Annotated in this window: 24 protein-coding genes, 1 pseudogene and 1 other annotated feature; of the genes and pseudogenes, 16 read left to right on the plus strand and 9 right to left on the minus strand. The window is 41.1% G+C overall.

What is annotated here, in order from left to right; all coding sequences use genetic code 11:
* Positions 1 to 145: 145 nt before the first annotated feature.
* Positions 146 to 307, plus strand: a complete 162-nt coding sequence (locus B9Z54_RS25360; RefSeq protein ID WP_205207755.1) for a hypothetical protein — start codon at positions 146 to 148, stop codon at positions 305 to 307.
* A gap of 396 nt (positions 308 to 703) precedes the next feature.
* Here B9Z54_RS25360 and B9Z54_RS21895 read toward each other — a convergent pair whose 3' ends face one another.
* From B9Z54_RS21895 to B9Z54_RS21900, 3 genes are all read right to left on the minus strand, one after another.
* Positions 704 to 898: a DUF3813 domain-containing protein gene (locus B9Z54_RS21895; protein ID WP_113930479.1), complete on the minus strand. Its 195-nt coding sequence runs from the start codon at positions 896 to 898 to the stop codon at positions 704 to 706.
* Position 899: 1 nt separating this feature from the next.
* Complete coding sequence (locus tag B9Z54_RS25365; protein WP_187442618.1) at positions 900 to 1,052, minus strand: hypothetical protein; 153 nt, start codon at positions 1,050 to 1,052, stop codon at positions 900 to 902.
* 116 nt (positions 1,053 to 1,168) lie between these two features.
* The gene (locus B9Z54_RS21900; RefSeq protein ID WP_113930543.1) at positions 1,169 to 1,984 is read right to left on the minus strand and encodes a Cof-type HAD-IIB family hydrolase; all 816 of its coding nucleotides are present in this window, start codon (positions 1,982 to 1,984) and stop codon (positions 1,169 to 1,171) included.
* Positions 1,985 to 2,120: 136 nt separating this feature from the next.
* On the opposite strand from B9Z54_RS21900, the gene B9Z54_RS21905 reads away from it, so the two are divergent.
* Entirely contained in the window at positions 2,121 to 2,888 is a 768-nt protein-coding gene (locus B9Z54_RS21905; RefSeq protein ID WP_113930480.1) for an alpha/beta fold hydrolase, read from the plus strand.
* A 95-nt stretch (positions 2,889 to 2,983) separates the two neighbouring features.
* Positions 2,984 to 3,292 (plus strand): metal-sulfur cluster assembly factor, encoded by a 309-nt coding sequence (locus B9Z54_RS21910; protein WP_113930481.1) that lies wholly within the window; start codon positions 2,984 to 2,986, stop codon positions 3,290 to 3,292.
* 421 nt (positions 3,293 to 3,713) lie between these two features.
* On the opposite strand, the pseudogene B9Z54_RS21915 reads toward B9Z54_RS21910, so the two are convergent.
* A pseudogene (locus B9Z54_RS21915) lies at positions 3,714 to 4,405 on the minus strand (Crp/Fnr family transcriptional regulator).
* 261 nt (positions 4,406 to 4,666) lie between these two features.
* Entirely contained in the window at positions 4,667 to 5,479 is an 813-nt protein-coding gene (locus B9Z54_RS21920; protein ID WP_113930482.1) for an undecaprenyl-diphosphate phosphatase, read from the minus strand.
* A 310-nt stretch (positions 5,480 to 5,789) separates the two neighbouring features.
* Between B9Z54_RS21920 and B9Z54_RS21925 the strand changes: the two genes are divergently transcribed.
* A complete protein-coding gene (locus B9Z54_RS21925) occupies positions 5,790 to 5,972 on the plus strand; it encodes a YjzC family protein (protein WP_113930483.1) in 183 nt (60 codons plus the stop codon).
* Between the two features lie 99 nt (positions 5,973 to 6,071).
* Positions 6,072 to 8,660, plus strand: a complete 2,589-nt coding sequence (gene clpB / locus B9Z54_RS21930) for an ATP-dependent chaperone ClpB (protein ID WP_113930484.1) — start codon at positions 6,072 to 6,074, stop codon at positions 8,658 to 8,660.
* 43 nt (positions 8,661 to 8,703) lie between these two features.
* Here clpB and B9Z54_RS21935 read toward each other — a convergent pair whose 3' ends face one another.
* Positions 8,704 to 8,886: a YjzD family protein gene (locus B9Z54_RS21935; protein ID WP_113930485.1), complete on the minus strand. Its 183-nt coding sequence runs from the start codon at positions 8,884 to 8,886 to the stop codon at positions 8,704 to 8,706.
* Positions 8,887 to 9,912: 1,026 nt separating this feature from the next.
* Here B9Z54_RS21935 and B9Z54_RS21940 point away from each other — a divergent pair.
* The 5 genes from B9Z54_RS21940 to B9Z54_RS21960 all read left to right on the plus strand — a co-directional run bounded on the left by B9Z54_RS21940 (position 9,913) and on the right by B9Z54_RS21960 (position 12,786).
* On the plus strand, positions 9,913 to 10,653 hold the full coding sequence (locus tag B9Z54_RS21940; RefSeq protein ID WP_113930486.1) for a hydrolase: 741 nt from the start codon (positions 9,913 to 9,915) through the stop codon (positions 10,651 to 10,653).
* Between the two features lie 27 nt (positions 10,654 to 10,680).
* Positions 10,681 to 11,055: an NAD-dependent epimerase/dehydratase family protein gene (locus B9Z54_RS21945; protein WP_113930487.1), complete on the plus strand. Its 375-nt coding sequence runs from the start codon at positions 10,681 to 10,683 to the stop codon at positions 11,053 to 11,055.
* On the plus strand, positions 10,989 to 11,435 hold the full coding sequence (locus B9Z54_RS21950; RefSeq protein WP_162785329.1) for a hypothetical protein: 447 nt from the start codon (positions 10,989 to 10,991) through the stop codon (positions 11,433 to 11,435). Before B9Z54_RS21945 ends, B9Z54_RS21950 begins: the two co-directional genes overlap by 67 nt.
* Positions 11,436 to 11,633: 198 nt before the next feature.
* Positions 11,634 to 12,596, plus strand: a complete 963-nt coding sequence (locus tag B9Z54_RS21955; protein WP_113930489.1) for a BMP family ABC transporter substrate-binding protein — start codon at positions 11,634 to 11,636, stop codon at positions 12,594 to 12,596.
* Position 12,597: 1 nt separating this feature from the next.
* On the plus strand, positions 12,598 to 12,786 hold the full coding sequence (locus tag B9Z54_RS21960; RefSeq protein WP_113930490.1) for a ComZ family protein: 189 nt from the start codon (positions 12,598 to 12,600) through the stop codon (positions 12,784 to 12,786).
* An 885-nt stretch (positions 12,787 to 13,671) separates the two neighbouring features.
* On the opposite strand, the gene B9Z54_RS21965 is transcribed toward B9Z54_RS21960, so the two are convergent.
* On the minus strand, positions 13,672 to 13,902 hold the full coding sequence (locus B9Z54_RS21965) for a hypothetical protein (protein WP_113930491.1): 231 nt from the start codon (positions 13,900 to 13,902) through the stop codon (positions 13,672 to 13,674).
* Positions 13,903 to 14,159: 257 nt separating this feature from the next.
* Here B9Z54_RS21965 and B9Z54_RS21970 point away from each other — a divergent pair, with 257 nt between their 5' ends.
* From B9Z54_RS21970 to B9Z54_RS21990, 5 genes are all read left to right on the plus strand, one after another.
* The gene (locus B9Z54_RS21970) at positions 14,160 to 15,095 is read left to right on the plus strand and encodes a beta-ketoacyl-ACP synthase III (RefSeq protein ID WP_113930492.1); all 936 of its coding nucleotides are present in this window, start codon (positions 14,160 to 14,162) and stop codon (positions 15,093 to 15,095) included.
* Positions 15,096 to 15,335: 240 nt separating this feature from the next.
* A complete protein-coding gene (fabF, locus tag B9Z54_RS21975; RefSeq protein ID WP_113930544.1) occupies positions 15,336 to 16,574 on the plus strand; it encodes a beta-ketoacyl-ACP synthase II in 1,239 nt (412 codons plus the stop codon).
* Positions 16,575 to 16,761: 187 nt separating this feature from the next.
* Complete coding sequence (locus tag B9Z54_RS21980) at positions 16,762 to 17,544, plus strand: DUF2268 domain-containing putative Zn-dependent protease (protein WP_113930493.1); 783 nt, start codon at positions 16,762 to 16,764, stop codon at positions 17,542 to 17,544.
* Positions 17,545 to 17,759: 215 nt separating this feature from the next.
* A complete protein-coding gene (locus B9Z54_RS21985; protein WP_345840759.1) occupies positions 17,760 to 17,999 on the plus strand; it encodes a YuzI family membrane protein in 240 nt (79 codons plus the stop codon).
* 211 nt (positions 18,000 to 18,210) lie between these two features.
* The gene (locus tag B9Z54_RS21990; RefSeq protein WP_113930494.1) at positions 18,211 to 18,957 is read left to right on the plus strand and encodes a YjbA family protein; all 747 of its coding nucleotides are present in this window, start codon (positions 18,211 to 18,213) and stop codon (positions 18,955 to 18,957) included.
* A 518-nt stretch (positions 18,958 to 19,475) separates the two neighbouring features.
* Here B9Z54_RS21990 and trpS read toward each other — a convergent pair.
* Both trpS and B9Z54_RS22000 read right to left on the minus strand, forming a co-directional pair.
* The gene (gene trpS, locus B9Z54_RS21995) at positions 19,476 to 20,462 is read right to left on the minus strand and encodes a tryptophan--tRNA ligase (RefSeq protein WP_113930495.1); all 987 of its coding nucleotides are present in this window, start codon (positions 20,460 to 20,462) and stop codon (positions 19,476 to 19,478) included.
* A 70-nt stretch (positions 20,463 to 20,532) separates the two neighbouring features.
* Positions 20,533 to 20,757, minus strand: a binding site (T-box leader).
* Between the two features lie 40 nt (positions 20,758 to 20,797).
* Positions 20,798 to 21,172, minus strand: coding sequence for a DUF3899 domain-containing protein (locus tag B9Z54_RS22000; protein ID WP_113930496.1), 375 nt, complete (start codon positions 21,170 to 21,172; stop codon positions 20,798 to 20,800).
* A 480-nt stretch (positions 21,173 to 21,652) separates the two neighbouring features.
* On the opposite strand from B9Z54_RS22000, the gene B9Z54_RS22005 reads away from it, so the two are divergent.
* Entirely contained in the window at positions 21,653 to 23,341 is a 1,689-nt protein-coding gene (locus tag B9Z54_RS22005; RefSeq protein WP_113930497.1) for a peptide ABC transporter substrate-binding protein, read from the plus strand.
* Positions 23,342 to 23,366 lie beyond the last annotated feature (25 nt).

Below are 23,366 nucleotides of genomic sequence, written 5' to 3' on the forward strand. Positions count from 1 at the left end.
TATCCAAGTCGGCCGTGTGGATACATGAGGTAAGCTTTTATGGCGGAGATATGTATCCAAGTCGCTGGGGTGGATACACGAGAGGAGCATATTGAGTGGAGAGATGTATCCAAGTCGGCCGTGCGGGTACAGGAGATAAGCTTTTATGGCGGAGATATGTATCCAAGTCGCTGGGGTGGATACACGAGAGAAGCATATTGAGTGGAGATATGTATCCAAGTCGGCCGTGCGGGTACATGAGATAAGCTTTTATGGCGGAGATATGTATCCAAGTCGCTGGGGTGGATACACGAGAGGAGCATATTGAATGGAGATATGTATCCAAGTCGACCATGTGGATACATGAGAAGAGCTTCTAGAGCAGAGATATGTATCAATGCCGGCCGAGTAGATACACGAGAGGAGCTTTTGGGGAGGCGATATGTCTCCACAACAAAAGCACAGCTCTTTTCTACAAGATTTTGAATGCTATTCTTTATCCTCCTCCGCCTTTTACGTAGAAGGATTGGAGCGGAAGGCGTGCGACCTCCTGCGGGACTAGCGGGACAGTTGAGACCCCGCAGGCGAAGCCGAGGAGGCTCAACGCCCGCCCCGCGGAGTCGCACGTCTGGAGCGGAAATCCATTAATTTTAAGACAGCCACAATCTTTGCGAAAACACCTAAATAAAAAAAGCATCCGGAATTAACTCCGGATGCACTGGACTTATTGTAACTGATTCAATTCGGTCTGTAATTCACGCAGCTGCTCTTGTTCTGCTGTGGTGGTGTTGGCATACGCAGAAGATAGTGCGTTCTTGGCACGTTGAATGGTTTGCTGGGTGTCTTCACTGCCTTCGGTTGAAGCATCCTTTGCTAATTGGACGTATTGACGGGCTTCCTGAAATAATCGGTTACCCATTTTATATGCCTCCAAGCGAAGAATTTTCAACGTTCTCTAATTTTTTTGCTTCAGCTTCAGCCAGTGTGGAGTGGTAAGGGATACGGTCATCGTGTTTGGAGACCGCGTCTTTCCCTTGTTGAACAAATCTTTTGGATTTATTTCCTTTGCCCATCTTCAGCACCCCTTTGTCAATTTAAGCACCAAACCTTTGTGCTCATATATAGTATGAACGTAAAAGCGCGTGATTAGAGTAAAGAATTATTGCCAGCCTTGTAAATGTTTGTTTATTCAGGTTAAACGGAGGTGGCTGGTCAGGTATGCCGCAATCCCGTCTTCTTCATTACTCAATGTAATGTCATCAGCGACGCTCTTCAAAGGTTCGATTGCATTTCCCATTGCGACCCCCACACCTGCGTACTTAAGCATTTCGAGATCATTATCCTCATCTCCGAATGCAATTATGCGGTCCTGAGGGATGCCCAGGTGGCTTGCCACTTTTTCTATCCCTACTGCTTTGTTCAATCCGCTCTTAACGATTTCAATGACATGCCATGGCGCTGCCCAGCGGCGGTGGTCGATGACTTCGGCGTGAACAGAACTTAAATGCTCCCTGATTTCGGTTACATGCTCTTCATCCGCATGAATGAGCATGGAAGTAGGGGAGTGGGTTAAATAGCTGCGTAAATCGCCTGTTGTGACATTTGGTTCTCCAAAATTAAACACATCAATCAAGCGTTCGTCATGATAGTGGAAGTACACATCATCCATCACTTCAGCAATGATGTTCCTGAAATTGAAATCAAAATCATGGCAGGCCTGTACAATCTCCCTTGCTACCCCGACTTCCATAGGTTGATGGAAAGTCTGCCAGTTTTTATCTAGAGGATGATGGACAAAGGCACCATTGAAGTTGACAATAGGTGTATTTAACACCAATTCATTGTAATACATTTCACTTGCTCTATACGGCCTTCCAGTTGCAATCATGATTTCATGGCCATGATCTTTCGCTTTATGTAAGGTCAGTTTGGTTTTTTCGGAAATCTTCTTTTCATCTGTTAAAAGTGTACCATCAAGATCCAGAACGATTAAATGCTTTTCCATACTCATCAAATCAATCTCCATTCTAAATTTTATATACAAGTATAGTGTATATGTTTCGTAAAACAGAAGTCCACCATGGTAAACTGATTTATACAAACTTTTACAGTAATTTAACCCTGATAAAGGAGTCATGCAGATGATTACAATAAGAAAAGAGAAGATCGAAAATATACCAGTGCTGCATCTAAGCTTGCAGGAGACGTCAAATGAGAGGCTTCCTGCGGTATTCTTTATACACGGTTTTACAAGTGCTAAAGAACACAACCTCCATTATGCATATTACTTGGCGGAAAAGGGATTCAGAGTGATAATGCCTGACTCACTGCTTCATGGAGAAAGAGGGGAAGGATTAAACGAGAGCCGATTGAGTATGCGATTTTGGGAAATCGTCCTGACGACTATTGAGGAATTGGGCATGTTGAAAAATCATTATATCAAAAGCGGTCTTATTGATGAACAACGAATCGGTACAGCCGGCACCTCCATGGGCGGTATCGTTACGTTGGGGGCTCTGACAAAGTTTCCATGGATAAAATCTGCGGTCAGTTTGATGGGCTGCCCTTCCTATACAGCATTGGCAAATGCCCAAATCGGTTCATTAAGAAGAAAAGGATATCAGCTTCCTTATTCTGATGAGAAACTCAATGGGCTCATGGAAATGCTCAAAGAATATGATTTAACATTACAGCCGGAAGTACTCGAGGGCAAGTCGCTCTTCTTCTGGCATGGAAAGCAGGACACCATTGTCCCTTATCAGCCGGCATATGATTTTTATAAAAGTCTTTCTGAAAACGGTAAACCGCAAATGAAGGATTTGCAATTTATGACAGACGAATCCGCAGGACATAAAGTATCGCGGGAAGGTGTATTGAAAAGTGTGGAATGGTTTGCAGAGAATCTCTAATCAAAAGGCACTGCGAAGAGCCGTATCACTTTCTATACATAACATTCTTTGTTAAGATTAAAATAGAAAAAGGTGCAGATAAGGAGTGAAATTGAATGGACCAGGAAATGAAAGACAGTATGATGGGGACACTTGAACAAGTTGTCGACCCGGAATTGGGAATAGATATCGTCAACCTTGGCTTAGTATATGATGTGGATTTAGATGAAGAAGGCAAAGCGACGGTTACCATGACTTTAACATCGATGGGTTGTCCGTTGGCAGGAACGATTGTGGATCAGGTGAAAGCAGCTCTTGCGGACCTTCCAGAAGTCAAAGAAACAGAAGTAGACATCGTGTGGAATCCACCTTGGAGCAAAGACAAAATGTCCAGATATGCGAAAATCGCATTGGGAATTCGATAAAAGTATAAAAAAGCAGTGTCCATTCCTCTGAATGTGCACTGCTTTTTTGTTATCACTGCATGGAAAACCAACTGGATGAACTTAGAAAAAGACGATTGATTCCTTTATTCTCTGTAACATATTGTCTTTGAGGAACAACTATATACTCAAGCACGACATACTTACTGAACCACATTGTTTGTAAGAGGAATATTTAAATCATTTTGATGGTTCTATTATAAAGTAAGGCTTTATCAGCGGAAGTATACTATTCCCCAACGTTGATTGAAGCGGAGTCGCGTGCCTGGAACGGAAATCACACTTTTTTGTTTGAAGTGAAAAAGGCAGAATCGTTCTTTGCAGTTAACGATTCTGCCTTTTTATTTTGTTCGACTTTTTCAGTGCCATCCAAACAATAAGGCAGTTTCCTTCATTAATAACACTATTTTATTGTGCAGACGTTTATTGGACAGTTCTCACAATCAATCTCTTTTTTAAGGTAGTCTAAATGGTGGACAATGATTTTGTTTTTTCTACCGAAACGATTTTTTCTTTTCTCAGATCACTTAGCATTCGATTGACCACTTCCCTTGAAGTACCGCAAAAATTGGCAAGCTCCTGGTTGGTCATAGGATAATCGATCAATATACCTTCCTCAACTGATTTTCCATAGCTGTTTGTGAGTCTGATCAAGGTGGAGTAAAGAGCCCCTTTTTTTCCATGCAGAATAAGGTCGCGAAATTTCGTTTGGTTCTTGCGGCTCTGCAGCTGAACCCATTTCAGCCATTCCACAGTCAATTGAGGCTCATTTGAGAGGTTTTCTTCAAAAAGGTGTTTAGAGAGGATATAAACCTCGGAGTCCTCCATTACCTTGGCATTGAGCATGTAAGTGGATTCGTCACAAAATAACGTCAATTCTCCTATCACATCACCAGTTGAGCAAATCCTTAAGCTCAGTTCCCTTCCATCGGGGATCACTTTTCCAATCTGAACCTTTCCGCTTTTTACAAGATAGAGCTCTTTGGCTGTCGCACCTTCCTGAAACAGATAGCGGCCTTTTGCAACTTTTTTTATCATTGCATTGTTTTTGAATAGGTTTTCGATCTCAGAAAAAGGATTTATGGGTTCGCTCATCTTATCACCTCGCCACAATTTAAGTAACGTAATTATATCATACGGCTTTTCTCGTGAGAGTCACCTGAAAAGAAAAACTCTGCAGTCTGGTCTATTAGCGGCAGTTTGCCTCCTCCCCGCAATTGCCTGAAACGGAACCTTTCATAAAGAAAAGAGCTGCTCACCGCACATAGAGAGAACAATCCTGGTATTCGGGGATATCCGAAAGCCACAATTAATTCGAAAAAAGCCAAGAAAAAAGAACGGAAAAAATCCGTTCTTTTAGAAAATCAGTACAGCTGCACCGACAATTACGCAATAAATGGCGAAAATCTTTAAATTGCCTTTTGCCATGATATTCATGAACCACTTAAGCGAGAAGTATGAAGCCACCAATGAGCCCAGGAAGGCCACGGTGTATGGCATGAGCATCTCTTTTAAGTTTTCATAATCAAGCAGGTCGGAAAAGCCGAGAATCATGCCTCCAAAACTGACCGGAATAAACAGAAGGAAAGAGTAACGCAGTGCTGTTTCCTGATTCATTCCTCTTGCCATCGCTGCGACAATTGTTGCACCGGAACGGCTGATCCCTGGAATCAAGGCAACTGCCTGCGCCAAACCTACGATGATGGCATCCTTGAAGGTAAGGTCGCCATCATGCTTGCGGCCTCGAAGGTTTCGAATCAGCCAGAGCGCAAATCCTGTAATAATCAAGGTGATGGCAACCGTTTTGATTCCTGAAAGCTCTTCAGAAATAAAATCACCGAATAATACACCAATCACCCCTGCAGGAATGGTTCCGACAATCAGGTAAATAATAAAATAAAAGTCACGTTTAGTTTCCGGGGTCTTTTCTTTAAAATATCCCAGCCCATTTACTATAAGGCGCATAATGTCTCCACGGTAGATAATGAGCACCGCAAATAAAGAGGCTGTATTGACAAGCAGTTCGAATGTCAATCCTGGAAGGTCTATATTTAGATAATGCTGGGCGAGTTGTAAATGTCCACTTGAGGAGATCGGAATCGGTTCAGTAAATCCTTGAAATAACCCAAGAAAAAGGTACTTCAGGAGCTCGTATGCAGTTTCTGTCATTTGTTTTCCTCCATAGAAAAATTTCTTCACATCTATCTATTTAACAACAAAGAGCGGATACCTGCAAGACAAAACTGAACAGCCTGACAGAGAAGTAATGACATGAAGTGATTTTTCAGTATAGCACAGCATCCATCCCGGAGCTTTGATAACAGCATGTTCTTTGTTGGAGATTTAATGTCTCGCAATGGCAATAAAAGCCGCGAATCTTTTTGTTCAATGAATGTCATAGTAAGTATAAGCGATTCATCAAATCGCCCTTCGTTAGAGTCTGTTTAAAAAGGAAATTTGCATTAAGGGAGGGACTGAAATGGGCCAGTCAAGACAATTTCGCTCAGGACAAAAAGCGCCGAATAACGGCATCTATCTCGAGATAGGTGAAACAGGGAGCGGTGTCATGAACCCGAAGAAAGTCAAACTCAAAGCCGGAGACCGCTTTCCGGAAACCTCGAATGACAAACGTTATTGGACATATATGCCTAAGACTCAATAGTCATGAAGTAAAGCCATCCTCAAGCGGATGGCTTTACTTTTTTGAGGATATAATTATAATGAAATTAAAGGTCAATAATGGTCAAAACGGAGGTGTGCTATGAATATTGAAGGTTTCACTTATAAGGTTCAGGACGCAATTATTTCAGCAGGTGAGATCGCAAAGGAATTTCAGCATACGGATATTACAATTCTGCACTTATGGAAAGCACTGCTTTCACAAGAAGATGGCCTGCTGCGTTCAATTTACAGCAGGGCTGGTATTAATATAAGTGAATTAATTTCCTATATAAAAAAACTGCTTTCTGAAAAACCCGCTGTAGCAGGAGAAGGAATCACATATGGCCAGTATTCCTCCCATGACTTCAACCGGCTTTTCCAGGATGCAGACAAGATAAAAAGCAGGATGGATGATGAGTACCTATCGGTTGAACATCTAGCGCTTGCACTTCATGAACAGCCGCATCCTGCAGTACGATACATTGAAGATTTCACATCAGAAGAACAGCTTTTTATAATCATTGAGGAGATCAGAGGAGGAGAGAAAGTGAATACACAAAATCCTGAATCCAAGTATGAAGTTCTGAAGAAATATGGAAGAGACTTGATAGAAGAAGTGAAAACAGGAAAAATGGATCCGGTCATCGGAAGAGATGGCGAAATCCGCCATGTAATCAGAATTTTATCAAGAAAAACAAAAAATAATCCGGTTCTTATAGGAGAGCCGGGGGTGGGGAAGACCGCAATCATCGAAGGGCTTGCTCAACGCATTGTCAGGAAGGATGTACCGGAAGGGCTCAAAGATAAGCAGATTTTCGAGCTGGACATGGGAGCCCTTGTGGCTGGGGCTAAATTCCGCGGTGAATTTGAAGAAAGATTGAAGGCGGTTTTGAATGAAGTAAAAAGAAGCAATGGTAATATCCTTCTATTCATAGACGAGCTCCACACAATTGTTGGAGCAGGAAAAACAGAAGGGGCGATGGATGCAGGCAATCTATTGAAGCCTATGCTTGCCAGAGGTGAACTCCATTGTATTGGAGCTACAACTTTAAATGAGTATCGAAAGTACATTGAAAAGGATCCAGCTTTGGAACGAAGATTTCAGCAAGTCATGGTCAAGGAGCCTGATGTTGAAGATACGGTCTCCATTCTAAGAGGATTGAAGGAGCGATTTGAAATCCATCATGGGGTCAATATCCATGATAAGGCGATTGTAGCCGCCGCTTCACTCTCTGACCGTTACATCACCGACCGCTTCCTTCCAGATAAAGCCATTGACCTGGTTGATGAAGCGTGTGCCCTGATCAGGACAGAAATCGATTCCATGCCATCTGAGCTGGATGAAGTAACCCGGAAAATCATGCAGCTGGAGATAGAAGAAGCAGCTCTCTCAAAAGAGAAGGATGAAGCAAGCAAGAACCGCTTAATGCAGCTGCAAGAAGAACTAGCCAACCTAAAAGAAGCAGGCAATGAGATGAAGGCGAAATGGCAGATGGAGAAAGAAAAAATCAACACGCTGCAAGGAAAAAGGGAAGAATTGGAGCAGCTCCGCCGGCAGCTTGAAGAAGCGGAAGGAGATTATGATTTAAATAAGGCGGCTGAACTGCGGCATGGTAAAATTCCTAAGACTGAAAAGGAACTGCAGGATCTTGAAAAAGCAATGGCGAATGAACAGGAAAACCGCTTGCTACGTGAAGAAGTCACAGAAGAAGAAATTGCCGGCATTGTGGCAAGGTGGACAGGGATTCCAGTCAGCAAACTTGTGGAAGGTGAGCGGGAAAAACTGCTGAAACTGGAAAGTATTTTGCATCAGAGGGTGATTGGCCAGGAAGACGCCGTCCAGCTTGTGAGCGATGCCATCCTCAGGGCAAGAGCGGGTATAAAAGATCCTGGAAGACCGATTGGTTCCTTTATATTCCTTGGTCCGACAGGTGTCGGGAAAACCGAATTAGCCAAAACTCTGGCGCATACTCTCTTTGACAGCGAAGAGCAGATGATCCGGATTGATATGTCAGAGTATATGGAAAAACATTCAGTATCAAGGCTGATTGGCGCACCTCCCGGATATGTTGGCTATGAAGAAGGCGGACAGCTTACGGAGGCCGTCAGAAGAAAGCCTTATTCTGTCATACTCCTTGATGAAATAGAAAAAGCCCATACCGAGGTCTTTAATATACTGCTGCAGGTGCTTGATGATGGCAGAATCACGGACTCTCAGGGAAGAACCGTTGATTTTAAAAATACCGTCATCATTATGACTTCAAATATAGGTTCGCAATTTTTGCTGGAGAGAGAAGAAGGTTCAGAAGAAATCGATGAGAAAACGAAAGATCTGGTACTGGGTCAACTGAGGTCATCCTTCAGGCCTGAATTCCTCAATCGGGTGGACGATATCGTTCTATTCAAGCCATTGAGTATATCGAATATTAAAGGAATCGTTGAAAAAGCTGTGAAGGATCTTCAAGACCGGCTGCTGGAACAGAATATCACCATGGAAATCACTGATTCCGCGAAAGAGTTCATCGCTAAAGGAGCTTATGATCCTGTATACGGTGCCCGACCGCTGAAAAGGTATATTCAGAAACATATTGAAACTAAGCTGGCAAGGCAAATCATTGCAGGCCATTTCAAGGCGGAAGACACAGTTAAAATAGATATAAATGAAGATAAAATTGTTTTTGACAAATAAAAAGGAGAATCCGTTAATAGCGGATTCTCCTTTTTATCATTGTTTAATGTTTCTCCACAGGTTCGTTCGGAATGATCATTGAAACGACAAAAAGCAAAAGAGTAACAAACACGGCGATGATCGCCCCGGTTTGGAACTCAAAGGGAGCTCCGGTCATGGAACTGACTACATACGTAAGCATTTCTACAAGCAGGAAAGTCCAAAAGAAAGTCAAAAAGTATTTCAAAACATTCACCTCAATTCCTTGCATCTATGTATAACAGAATGTTATAGAGTCCGTAAGGGAAGTTTGAGCAATCCCTTATTTAAAACATTTTCTGTATTATAGTACCATAAGATCAAGAAATAATAAATCAATTTCAAATCAGGAATGAAAACCTTTTCTAAGATATGGACTCTTTGTGTCCGAGTATACATTCATAGGCAGTAAATATGTTATGCAGCGAGATGAGCCTTTGGTTATCGATGGGTACTGAAAATCTATCGAAGAATGGAACAGTGACCGGTGGCACTTATAAGCATGGTTCAGTGCTTTTTAGTAAATAGCTTTTTTCTTATTTAAAATGTATTTCGAAAAATTACGCCAGAGAGGGAACTCTTAGTATCTGGATGGAAATCCGGCTTTGGGATTTTTCCAAAAGCAATACTATATGCGAAAACAGTATAGTGAATAAAGGGAAAAACTTCCCTTATTTATTTAAAAGCACTGAAAATAGCTTAAATAGAGGGAGAAATTCCCGTTATTCTAATTAAAACACTTGAAAATAGATGCTTTTTTTCATATAAGGGTAAAAACTCCCTCTATTTATTCCTATATGAGCTGAAAATTTTCAATTAGCGGGAAAATATCCCCTTAATTTTTCGTTGGATACTTAATTAAGGAGCAGGCGGCAATTTAAAGCCCTCACCTCCGTGTGCCAACCAAACGGAGTCGCACACCTTGAACCGAACTCACAACTCATTTTAGCATTTTGAAGGCGAAAAAGGGCAGAATCGTTCCGTGAACTTAAGGATTCTGCCTTTTAATGTTTAGCTGTGGTTATCCGAACATCCCTTTATCAGGAAGTTGCAGTTCGAGGACAAAAGGTGGAATAATTCTAAATCTGTAGTTTAAATTCCTGTTTTATAGGCCGTCTCCCAAACATATGAATTTTTTTTCATAAACTATCATGACGAGTTATGTTTAGCTGTGCGCTGGCATAAGTAACCGAAGCAGCTCGGAAACACAGCTTTATAAAAGGGGAATTTTCAAATGAGCCATCGAACCTTTACCATCGATAATGAGCATTGTATAGTACACTATCCTGACCGTCCAAATGGGTTTGCTGTCCTGCTTATTGGTGATATCAATCATTATGTAGATGAAAAAAGCAGTTTTTGGCTGCAGCAGGAAACAAGGAAGTCGATCATCAGTGAATTGACAGGGAAAGGGTACATTGTATTTTATTCGAACCTATATGGAGCAAACTGGGGGAGCGATCAAGCAGTGAGCCTGACCCAACGCGTTTATCATTATATTAAACGGAGGGAAATCATCAACGAGGAGATCCACGTTCTAGTTGAAGGGATGGGAGGGCTGTTCGTTGAAAAGCTGCTGCATTCCATGGAGCATCAAATACGGTCAGTGGTCATGCTGACACCATGCATATCACTATATGAACATTTTTCACAAGAAAAAGAGCAAAAGTTCTTTTATAAGAAACTTATGAAAGAGCTGGCTGCGGCTTATAACTTGGAAGAGCGGCAGTGCGAGGATTTGGTAAATAACAGACTTAAGGCTGGCGAACATCTAAGGAAATCAGAAAAACCGTTATATACAATTCAATCAATCAATGCATCTCGTTATAAAAATCAATTTCCTCTCATAAATGATATATATAAAGAACGTAGTATTACCCATCTCCCTGGAGAAATTTATATTATACTTCCGGAAAAGAAACATAAAGTTTCATATAAAATCGTTTCTTATTTTTCAGCCCATGAACAATTGTAAGGTGGACGTGAGGAGGAATCTGAATTTATGGATAAAGCGATTGTAACTGGTGCACTGGGCTTTTTAGGTTTTGAGTTGTGCCTGGCGATGCTGGAAGAGGGTTTGGAAGTACTGGCAGTCGATTCTAAGGATGAAACTGGGGAAAGATGGCTGGAGGTGGGAAGAAATTCTAATATTACTTACCAGCCTATGCATCGGCAAATGCCGGAGAAGGATTACAAAGCTTCAGTCTTTATTAATCTCTATGATTACTTTACAGATAAGCAGGGCGAAACTATGGAGCAAATCAGCAGGTTCCTGGAAAAAACAAAACCTCCTTTACAGATGCCGTATTATTGCTGCCTACCGTACTGTCTGATAGAACAGGGGAAGTTGAACTTTCAGACTTTCTTTCCTTTTTAAAAGAACAATCACTCGCCAATCATTGTTCTGTTTATCTTCCTACTCTTATTGGTCCAAAACAGCCTGGAAGCTTTCTATTTCAAAAATTGATTTTCCAATCAGGCGAGGAAACAGAATATGTAGATGATATCCGTTCCGCTATATACGTTAAAGATGCAGCGCGAACCATTCTTTTAAACGAAAGAAATTTGGAAAGCTTCCATCTCCTTTCTGCCGATAAGGACAGCTGGAAAAAAAGCCTTGGTTTGTTGAAAAAGGGAGAAACGGAAAGAGGAGAGCGCCAGACTCTTATTGACATTATTCCAAAAAGATCCAACCAAGTCTGTGTGAAACCCTCTCTGTCGTTTGAAGATGTAATGGAGCTTCAAAAGAAATCCTGAAAAGGAACTGCCAGTCAACTTTTTCTTTTCTTCAACCATAAAGCAAGGTAAAATAGAGTAGTCAAACCCTTGCCGGTAGGTCTTTTTTCCTGCAGGGGATTCGCAAGTATTTGCGAGTCAAGATGCCTACACTGCATGGCTCGTTTACAAAACAAACGGAAGCCGGCTGCTGGAGGGCATCCTTAAGGAGTTGCTATAATGAAGAAATTATTTAATTTCATCTTGATTGCACTGTTTTTACTGACTGGATGTTCAGGGCAAAGTGATCAAAAAAGCCTTCAGAATGTAGGGCTGCTTGTTCCTGAAACGATAAGCGACCAAGTTTGGGGAACAAAAGGGTATAAAGGGTTACTCAAAATTCAGTCACAGTTCGAAGTGGATGTTTTCTATAAAGAAGGAATGTCAACGAAGCAGGCGGTTGAACAAGCTGTGGCGGAATATGATAAGAAGGGTGTCAATTTAATTTTTGGCCATGGACAGGAATATGCCCCTTTCTTTAATGAGATTGCCGTGGATTACCCTCATATCCATTTCGTCAGCTTCAATGGAAATGCCAGCCAGCCCAATACTACCAGCTTGAAGTTTGAAGGGTACGCGATGGGATTCTTTGGAGGAATGACAGCCGCCAATCAATCTCAAACCAAAAATATCGGGATTGTCGCTTCTTATGCATGGCAGCCCGAAGTAAAAGGGTTCATTGAAGGGGCCGAGTACCAGGACAGCAATGTCGATGTGGTTGTTGATTATACAGATGACTGGGATCATACAGAGAAAGCAATGGTTCTTTTACATACTCAATTAAGAAATGGCGTGGACATTGTATACCCGGCCGGAGATGGATATAATATACCCATCATTGAAAAGCTTAAAGAAAAAGGGCTTCATGCAGTTGGATACGTATCGGATCAATCCGACATGGGAGAATCCACGGTCCTCACCAGCACTGTTCAGCATGTGGACAAACTATATGAAGTAGTTGCGGAAAGATATTCAAATGATACACTGAAATCAGGAAATATCCCTTTTGATTTTCAGGACGGTGTCATATCGATGGGGAAGTTCAGCCCGGCTGTAGATGAACAGTTCCGGGAAAACATCGAGACTGACATCAGTCATTATATCAAGATGGGGCAGCTCCCGAATGAGAGAAAGGATGAGTAAAATGCAAGATAAGAATATGGAATTTATGCAAATTGCCATGAAATACCTCCCTGAGGCTAAGGATCAGCTAGAGCAGTCAGGCATTGAACTATCCATCGAAATGATTCAGCCCTTCATGACCCTTTTTACACAGGTTATGAATGAGGCGTATGAAATGGGACGTAGAGACGCATTGGAAGAAAATAAATAGAAATTCTATAAAAAAACAATTGAGAAGGACGGAATTCCAAAAGGATTTCGTCCTTCTCTTATGGTCTGCAGGCGTTTAACCCAAAGTGGAAACTTTAAATCTGATTTAGAAATGACAGATCTTTAGCAAGGAGGGAGTCTTGTTACCTCTAAAAATCTCAGGTGAAAGGTGTTGTAGAAAGCAATAGCATCAAGTTCATTAATTGAAAAGGTGATTTGGTAAAAAGTCTTTTTAAACAGCATTAAATCTTAAAATAAGAAACATCATGCGGTATAAAGGCAGTATTAACAGCATCAAATCATCAATACTTTAACATGATGCAGTAAAAAGCCGGTTTAAACAGCACTAAATTCACAAATGGAAAACATGATGTGGTATAAAGTCTTTTTAAACAGCATCAAATCCTAATATTAGAATTATGATGCTGTATAAAGGCGGGATAAACAGCATCAAATCATCAAAACTTTAACTTGATGTAGTAAAAGGTCCTTTTAAATAGCATCAAAACCAAAAATGGAAAACATGATGTGGTATAAAGTCCTTTTAAACAGCATCAGCTCCTAATATTAGAATTATGATGCCGTATAAAGGCAGGATAAACAGCATCAAATCATCGAAACTTTAACTTGATGCAGTAATAAGCCGGTTTAAACAGCATTAAGTCCATAAATGGAAAACATGATGTGAAAAGATCTTATAAACAGCATCAAATCTTAAAATCAGAAACATGATGCGGTATAAAGCCAGGATAATCAGCATCAATTCAAATGCTCGAAAAAATGCCACTGCCGAATTTCACAGCTCCGCTTCCCAACATCAATATAGAAGGGGTAACATCAATAAATGGTGTTTCCCCTCCACATCACTCTTTAAGAAGGAAATCAATCAGGATTTTGTCCATTTGTTGATTAAAGGCATAACTTTGCTGACCAGAGGCTTCAAATCCGAAAACGCAATGACCAGAGTCTCAATGTGAGACATCAGATCTCCATTTTGATTTGATTCTTCTTCATTTACAGCTTCAAGATGATTTTCTTTTTTATCAGCCGGGGATTCTTCCCGCCTTCCCATCACCATGATATCAAAGGGATGCGGACGATGTTCTTTCTGCTCCATAACAATTCTCCTTCCTGTAAATAGGGCTCTAATATAAATAGAATATGTTCATCTGCCGGTCCTGTATAGACAAATGCATAGTGAGCGGAAATATAAAAATGTTGCAACAGGGAGTGAATTTCGATAAAATTAGTACCAAGTCATAATAATTGATATAAAGATTAACTATAAGCTTTAGTTAGAGTATACATACGCAGTGCCTCGACCTAAGTGTCATCGGCTGCTGCGGCAATATAACCAGAAAGAAGGGACTTTATATGAATGCTGGTGTTATCGGGATTGGGAGATATTTGCCTGAAAAGGTTATAACGAATGCCGATTTAGAGAAGATGGTTGATACATCAGATGAATGGATCCGTACGAGGACTGGCATCGAAGAAAGAAGAATTGCGGGGGATGATATGCAAACCTCGGATATGAGTTATGAAGCGGCTAAAAAGGCCATCGAGGATGCCGGCATTTCTGCGGATGAAATCGATTTGATCCTTGTGGCTACTGTTACACCCGACCGGCCGTTTCCCTCTGTTGCAACAATCCTTCAGGAACGGCTGGGGGCCAATAGAGCAGCTGCAATGGATGTAAGTGCAGCGTGTGCCGGATTCATGTATGGGATGATCACCGCTAAGCAGTTCATTGAAAACAAGGCTTATAAGCATGTCCTGGTAATTGGAGTTGAAAAGCTTTCTGGAATCACTGACTGGAATGACAGGAATACAGCCGTCCTTTTCGGAGATGGAGCAGGAGCAGTAGTCATGGGGCCGGTTTCCGAGGGAAGAGGAATTCTTTCTTTTGAACTTGGTGCTGATGGTTCCGGTGGAAAGCATTTGTTCCAGGATGACGCTTTTATCTATATGAATGGCAGGGAAGTCTTTAAATTTGCTGTAAGGCAGATGGGAGAATCCAGCATCAATGTCATAGAAAAAGCCGGACTGAAAAAAGAAGATGTAGACTTTCTTATCCCGCATCAAGCGAACATCAGAATCATGGAAGCTTCAAGGCAGCGTCTTGAACTTCCTGAGGAAAGGATGTCCAAAACGGTTCATAAGTATGGAAATACTTCGGCTGCATCCATTCCGATTTCACTGGTTGAGGAGTTGGAAGCCGGCAAGATAAAAGAGGATGATGTCCTTGTGATGGTAGGCTTCGGAGGCGGATTAACCTGGGGCGCCATAGCCCTTAGATGGGGAAGGTAACGAATTAGAGCAGATTTTAAAATAATGCATTTCTTCTATAACCAAAAGGCTCTTTTCGTAAACTTTGTTGCTATTTGGAACTAATTCCAAAAACTAATCATCATTCATCTTAATAACCCGGTGATCATGAAAAGAAAAGAGCTACTTTCCCCGATTAGAGAGAAATCCCTTAGTATCCGGGGATATCCGAAAGCAACAATTTATGCGAAAACAGCCAACAAAAAAGGAGATGGAATGAAAGTGAATAAGCGCAGAGTAGTAGTAACAGGATTAGGTGCGGTAACTCCGCTTGGTAATGATATAGAAACAACTTGGTCGGGTATACTCGATGGGAAGAGCGGCGTTGGCCCGTTGACAAGGCTGGACGCGGATGAATATCCTGCAAAAGTGGCTGCAGAGCTAAAAGGTTTCGATCCTGAGCAATATGTTGAACGAAAAGAAGCGAGGAAGATGGACCGCTTTACTCAATACGCGGTGGCAGCTTCCATGATGGCAGTGAAAGATGCAAACCTAGAAATCACAGATGAAATCGCCAACCGTGTTGGAGTTTGGATTGGTTCGGGGATAGGCGGAATGGAAACATTCGAAAATCAATTTGAGACTTTCCAGAAGCGGGGATACCGCCGGGTGAGCCCTTTCTTCGTTCCTATGATCATTCCAGATATGGCTGCCGGACAGGTTTCCATCCTGCTTGGTGCGAAAGGCATCAACTCTTGTACAGTGACAGCTTGTGCCACTGGGACTAATTCAATCGGGGATGCCTTTAAAGTCATCCAGCGCGGAGATGCAGATGTAATGGTGACAGGCGGAACCGAAGCGCCGATTACCAAAATGTCCATGGCAGGCTTCTGTGCCAATACAGCTCTATCCACAAATGATGATCCAAGTAAAGCATCCCGGCCGTTCGATGCCGGCCGTGACGGTTTTGTCATGGGTGAAGGGGCGGGAATCATCGTCTTGGAAGACCTTGAGCATGCACTGGCCCGCGGAGCGAAAATCTATGCCGAAATCGTAGGGTATGGTTCAACAGGGGATGCCCACCACATTACGGCTCCTGCGCCAGGTGGAGAAGGCGGTGCGAGGGCAATGAAAATCGCCCTTGAAGATGGAGGCCTTTCCGCTGAAGACGTAGATTATATCAACGCACATGGAACCAGCACTCCTTACAATGACAAATACGAAACAATGGCAATCAAAGAAGTATTCCATGATCATGCGTACAAATTGGCTGTCAGCTCAACAAAATCCATGACCGGCCATCTCCTTGGAGCAGCCGGCGGAGTTGAAGCGATTTTCTCTGTTCTCGCACTGAAGGATAATGTACTTCCGCCAACGATCAACCTTGAGACACCTGATCCTGATTGCGATTTGGATTATGTTACAGAAGGGGCAAGAAAATCGGAAGTTAATGTGGCTATGAGTAATTCACTTGGATTTGGCGGCCATAATGCAACAATCGTATTTAAAAAGTATAAATGATTTTTTAGACTGTTTCATAAGGATTAAGAAATCCTTATGAAACAGTCTTTTTTTAAGGAGACTTCTCAATATTACAAGGTGCTCCACTGAGTGATTGGTTTATTTGAACAGATAACAGAATAAGTTAGAAGAAAGGGAACGGAACTAAATCAATTTTTAATAAAAGACTGAAAAGGGAGGTTGTTTAATGGGAATTGTTGAGACAGGTAAATGGCTGGACGAATATGCTCAAGATCCTGAGAAATTGCTAATGAAGAAAGGGATGACAAGCAAGGAAGCAGCTGAGTTATACAGCTATCTGAAATCCTTTGGTATGTACACGCCTTCCTTATATACGAAACAGATAATTCTTTCGCTGAAAGAGCGCGATGCTTGGAAAAAGATCAATACATATTATAAAAAGTACCGTGCATTGTGGAAGGGACCTTCAATACCGGTATATATATTTCCTGTGCAAGCTTCCAGGGGGATTTTCAGCAGTGGTTTAAAGAAATCGGGTGTCTCCTTTAAAGAGGAAGTTTACTTATTTCTTTCTGACGAAGAGGATGAGAAGGAATGGGAAGCATTATTTGTCCATGAGTATCACCATTGTACAAGGATGAACCTGTTAAAGAAAAACCCTGAACAATATACGCTGCTGGACTCCCTCATATTTGAAGGTCTAGCGGAAGATGCTGTGAAAGAATATTGCGGCGACCAGTATGTCAGCAGCTGGACAAAGAAATATAGTGAGCTCCTTCTGCAAAAGTTGTGGAATCAGCATGTAAAAAATGAACTTCACCTAAGAAGAGAAGACTCCAAGCATGATCAGCTTCTTCTGGGAAGAGGGAAATACCCAAACATGCTGGGCTATGCTCTAGGCTACTATATAGTAGGTAAATTCAGGAAGAGTAAGGGATTGTCAGCAAAAGAAATGATGAACCTTGATTCTGATCGATTTATAGAAGATGAAAAAGACCTGGAATACTAAAGACGGTAACGAGTCCTCAATGATACTTGAGGGCTTTTTGTGATTATGACATACATCAGGCTAGTCAGAAAGGCTTAAGAAGTAACTTAGTAAAGAACCTGTCTTCCCTGGAAATCCTCCATGATTTTCTTCCTTTAGGAACATTCATATATCCCTTTATCTCATCATAGAATGCTAGTACATGGACAAGCAGAAAAGGTGAGAAAATGAATATATTGAAAATCTGGACGGTAAGGGCGGAAGGAATGATGTTTAGAGTATTTGTCTTAGTAATAGGATTTGGATTATCCGTATCGGGTGGAGTAACTCTGATAATGTACCTTAACTTACTGGCTGCTGGATTGACGTTTCCGGACTATTTTCAATTTATCCTAGGAAGGATTGAAAGTTATCTTCTCCTCGCTGGTATCTTATTGATTACTATCTCCATTTATTCTCCTTCAAGAAAGAACTAGCTTAGAGAATAAATGTGGAAATCAAGCGTTTCCTGCTATAAATAATTTTTTACCAACGGAAAGAAGAAGAGAATTGAATCGCAGATTAGATTTTCAGCTGGTCATGTATAAAGGTCTTTTAAATAGTGTTGGAAAAAGTATTTCAGAAGGAATAAATTGGGTGTGGATTGCCTATACTGATTGACAAATAGGGTGAAGCGAGGGGTCAATCATGCTATATCTTCATGATGTATGGGTAAATTGGTTTGAAGGTGAAGAAAACGGTTATAATATTTGTCATTTTCATGAGTGGAGGAAAGAGGATGTTATTGAACTTCTTGATCAGGTGCCTCTTATCAAAGTAACACCTGAGTTTTTCCATTACATAGAGAATGACTTGTCAGAACTGCCTCAGTCACTGCTCAATGATATCTACCAGAAAGCATATCTGAGGAAAAACCATGAGAGAATCCAATTGGAGTACTGCTTTATTGTTACAGATGGGACAGGCATATTAGCTGTGGATACAATCGGCTATTCCATGCCAATCAGGAAAAGCCGGATCATTCCCCGTCAGGAACAGCTGGTATATGAGATGACAGAAGATCAAGAGCCGTACAGATATAATTTCCTTCAGGAAAAATCGGAAAAAGATTATCATATTCTTTCTCCCAAACCAACTATTATGAGTGGTTTGACCAGGAGAGAGCGGCAGCTGAAGCAATTGATGTTCATGGCGCTTGATCAGCTGCACTCTTCAAAAAACACCGCGGAAATCAGGTATTGGTGTACTGAGTGGACACCAGAAAACTATGAAAGAATTCAATCCCTGGACTTTGAAGAAGCGTGGCAAAGCCTTTTTGAAGAAACAAAAGATGGATGGACAGATAAGCATTTACTATTTTGTGAAAATCTAATAAAAGGACAGCCGTTTTTCGAGAAACTGTGGGAAATGGAAAACCGTCCAAAAGTAAACTAAAAGAGGCTGGGACAAAACCGTATTTAAAGGCTCTCTTCGTAAAGAATGTAACTGAGTAAAAAGAATGGATTTCCGCTCCAGCTGCACGACTCCGCGGGGCGGGCGGTGAGCCTCCTCGGCTTTGCCTGTGGGCTCTCACCTGTCCCGCTAGTCCCGCAGGAGGTCGCACACCTTCCGCTCCAATCCGTATACGTACAGGAAAAAGCGGTAAATAACCTTAAGAGCAACATCTTTTAAATAGAGCCTAATAAAATAAAAAAACCGCATGAAGTCAAGTATATAAACTTGATCTCAAGCGGTTTTATTTTCGATTATTTCAACTTGAATCGATTAGTTTTCTACATATGTCCCCAGCCTCTTTTAGTCTGTAAAATCACTCCTTACCTAAAACTGTTTCAAGTCATACATTGCTGCTTTAAGAAAAATCACAGTAAAAGGATTTCCCCAATATTAAGGTTTCTCTCTAATCACTTAAACAATCTGTGCAGTAAAACAGGTGAAGCCCCCTTAGATGTTTATTATCTTTTTCTGCCCAGTCCCATGGCTTTCTCCATCTTTTTAACCATCTTATTCGCGGCAAAATTAGCTTTCTCGGCGCCTTTATCAAGAATCTCATCAAGCTCTTCTGAATTAATAAGCTCGTTGTATCTTTGCTGAATAGGGGCCAGGGCATTCACCACAACTTCGGCAAGATCTCCTTTGAAATCTCCATAGCCTTTGCCTTCATACTTGGCTTCTAAATCTTCGATGCTGGTATCAGTGAGAATAGAGTAAATAGATAGAAGGTTCGAAACTCCTGGTTTTGATTCTTTGTCGTATATTACAATACCATCAGAGTCAGTCACCGCACTCTTGATTTTCTTTTCTATTTGTTTAGGAGTATCCAAGAGAGTGATAAAAGCTTTTTGGTTGGGATCTGATTTGCTCATTTTTTTCAATGGGTCCTGAAGGGACATCACCCTTGCACCAACTTTAGGTATCCTTACTTCAGGAACAGTGAAAATATCGTTGTATTTATTATTGAATCTCTCTGCCAGGTCCCTGGTCAGTTCAAGATGCTGTTTCTGATCTTCTCCCACAGGCACCAGATTTGTCTTGTAAAGCAGGATATCCGCAGCCATTAATGGAGGATAAGTAAGCAAGCCTGCCGAAACAGCCTCTTTTCCATGGGATTTATCCTTGAATTGAGTCATCCGCTCAAGCTCTCCTATGTAGGCGACACATTGCAGCATCCAGCCTGCTTGAGCGTGAGCAGGGACTTCGGATTGAATAAATAATGTAGATTTATCAGGATCAATTCCGCTTGCTATATAAAGTGCTGCAAGACTCTTAATGTTCTTCCTTAACTCCAGCTTGTCCTGCGGAACCGTGATAGCGTGCTGATCGACGACGCAAAAGTAACAATTATAGTCCTCCTGAAGTTCTGCAAATTGCTTAAGAGCTCCAATGTAATTCCCCAAGGTTATCGTACCGCTTGGCTGTATTCCGCTGAAAATCGTTTCCATTTCCATTCCTCCATTCAAAATGTTTGTTTCTAATAGTATAAATAAACAAAAAAATCCACCCGCCCATAAAAATAGGGACGAATGGATTTTCCGCGGTGCCACCCTAAGTTGCCCCGAAAGGCCGCTTGGTCCATGATAACATGGTGCCCGGATATCGGAAGGCTGCCGTCATTAGCTACTTCAGTTCACTGATGATGCTCGAAAGTCCATTCCACACACCTGTTGTTTGTTCGCACCAGCCACAAACTCTCTGAAAAAACAATATGTGTGTACTACTCTTTGTCATCGCATGATTATTATCCAGAAATGATTATAAAAGAATAAAGATACCAAAATCAAGTATAGAAAACATAGGAGACAATCAGGTCCACGCCTACTGCAAAGCTTCCGCTTAACAGGATAGGCGCTGTTAAAGGATAATTGTTCCTTTTATTAAACTCTTGGTATGCCTCGCTTGTATCATCCAGATCATCGAATTTGGAGATATAGCTCCCCTCTTTTGTACTCTTCCGGAAACGCTTAAAAGCATATTGTATTCCATTGAAGAAACCTGATTCAACCACTTTCATCAATCCGCCTATTACCAGGAGACCCATTCCAATCAAAAAGGAAATATTGATGATTCCCAGCCTGAAATCCTCTCCGGAGAAAAATGATAAGACAGCAGAGAGCAGATATATTGTTAATACTGAAAAAAATACTCTTCTCAATTCTATTCACCAACATTATTTTTTATAAGTATAACGAATACATAAGGGTATTATCAAGATTTTTTAAATATATATTCATTCTAGTATTTTGAGTAATATTCAATTAATTCTGACAACAGCTATATTAATAGAAGGTTGTAGAATATAAATAACAATAGAAGAAATTAAATGCAGGAAATAAAAATTCATTAATATGCATAAAAATAAGATTAGACTCTCTATTAATACGAATAATAAATATGTATATATTGGAAATGTATGCTCTGTCAGCTACTATTGTAAAGATTGTAATAGTTTTTACACCATTTAATAAGTTTATAAAACGTTGGTATATAAGGGTTTGTGAGGTGTTGTGATAATTTTGCAAAAAAACTGTTAAATTAATATTGCAATAATTTCTGTATGTTGTATAATAGAAAACGAATCTTCTGATAAATCGGAAGATAAATAAATATGAAATACGAGGAGGTCAATTTCAAGATGAAGAAAAAGTTTTCATTTCTTTTAGTGCTATTATTGGCACTAGCAACTTTCCTGGCTGCTTGCGGCGGTAACAACGGAAACAACGGCAACAACGCAGGAAATAACGGAAATAACGCTAACTCTGGAAATAACGGCGGCGAGGAAGAGCCTGCTGAAGAAGAGAGAGCACAAGTACTTAACCTGCTAGAAGCATCTGAGATCCCATCTATGGATGCAGCACTAGCAACTGATTCTGTTTCATTCAATGTAATGAACCAGGTTTACGAAGGTCTTTACCGTTTAGGTGAAAACGATGAAGCTGTTCTTGGTATGGCTGCAGAAGAGCCTACTGTCTCTGAAGATGGCAAAACATACACTTTCAAAATCCGTGACGCTGTTTGGTCCAATGGTGATCCTGTAACGGCTAACGATTTCGAATATGCTTGGAAAAAAGCTTTGAATCCTGATACTGCTGCTGAATATGCATACATCATGTATGATATCAAAAACGCAGAAGGTGTTAACTCTGGTGATCTTCCTCTAGACGAGCTTGGAGTTAAAGCAGTGGATGAAAAGACTCTTGAAGTTCAACTTGAAACACAAGTTCCTTACTTCGACGCTCTTCTTTCTTTCGCAACTTTCTATCCGCAAAACGAAGCATTCGTAACTGAGCAAGGCGATCAATACGGTCTTGAAGCGAACACTTCTATCTACAATGGTCCTTTCGTACTTAGCGACTGGAAACATGAGCAAAGCTTCCAACTGCAAAAGAATGCTGATTACTGGGAAGCTGATGTTGTTCAGCTTGAAGAAATCAACTTCAACATCGTAAAAGATACTGCAACAGGTGTTAACCTTTACGAAACAGAAAAAGCGGATATCGCAGGTCTTTCTGCTGAGTTCGTTGATCAATATGGAAATGACGAAAACTTCAAAACACGTGCAGACACAGCTGTTTACTTCCTTCGCTTTAACCAAGGAAATGAAACTCTAGCTAATGTTAATGCACGTAAAGCAATCGATATGGCTTGGGATAAACAAGGTCTTGTAGATGTACTTCTTAACAACGGATCTATCCCTGCTTACTACCTTGTACCACAAGAATTCGTATACGGTCCTGACGGAACTGACTTCCGTGAAACTAACGGTAACTTCAACGAAACTGACATTGAAGCTGCTAAAGAAGCATGGGCTAAAGCTAAAGAAGAAGTTGGATTTGAAGAAGTCTCTCTTGAACTATTGAACTATGATTCTGAAAGTTCAAGAAAAGTTGGAGAGTTCCTTAAAGAAGAGTTGGAGAGAAACCTTGAAGGTTTGACTGTAACAATCTCTCAACAGCCTTTCGCACAAAAACTTGATCTTGAGTCTGCAGGCGACTATGACTTCTCATTCGCTGGCTGGGGCCCGGATTATCCAGATCCAATGACATTTGTTGACATGTTCGTAACTGACGGTGCTCATAACCAAATGGGCTACTCTAACCCTGATTACGACAAATTGATTGAAGATTCTAAAACTACATTGCTTGATGATGAGCAAGCTCGTTGGGATGCAATGCTAGAAGCTGAAAAAATCTTGTTTGAAGATGCAGCAATTTCTCCAATGTACCAAAGAGGTGTTGCTTACCTTGAACGACCTTACGTAAAAGGAATCCTTCGCCACGCTTTCGGTGCAGATGCATCTTACAAATGGGCACACATTGAGTAACATATAAGCGCTCAATGAAACAAAC

This window comes from Bacillus sp. P14.5, assembly GCF_003316765.1.
GTDB lineage: Bacteria > Bacillota > Bacilli > Bacillales > Bacillaceae_B > Rossellomorea.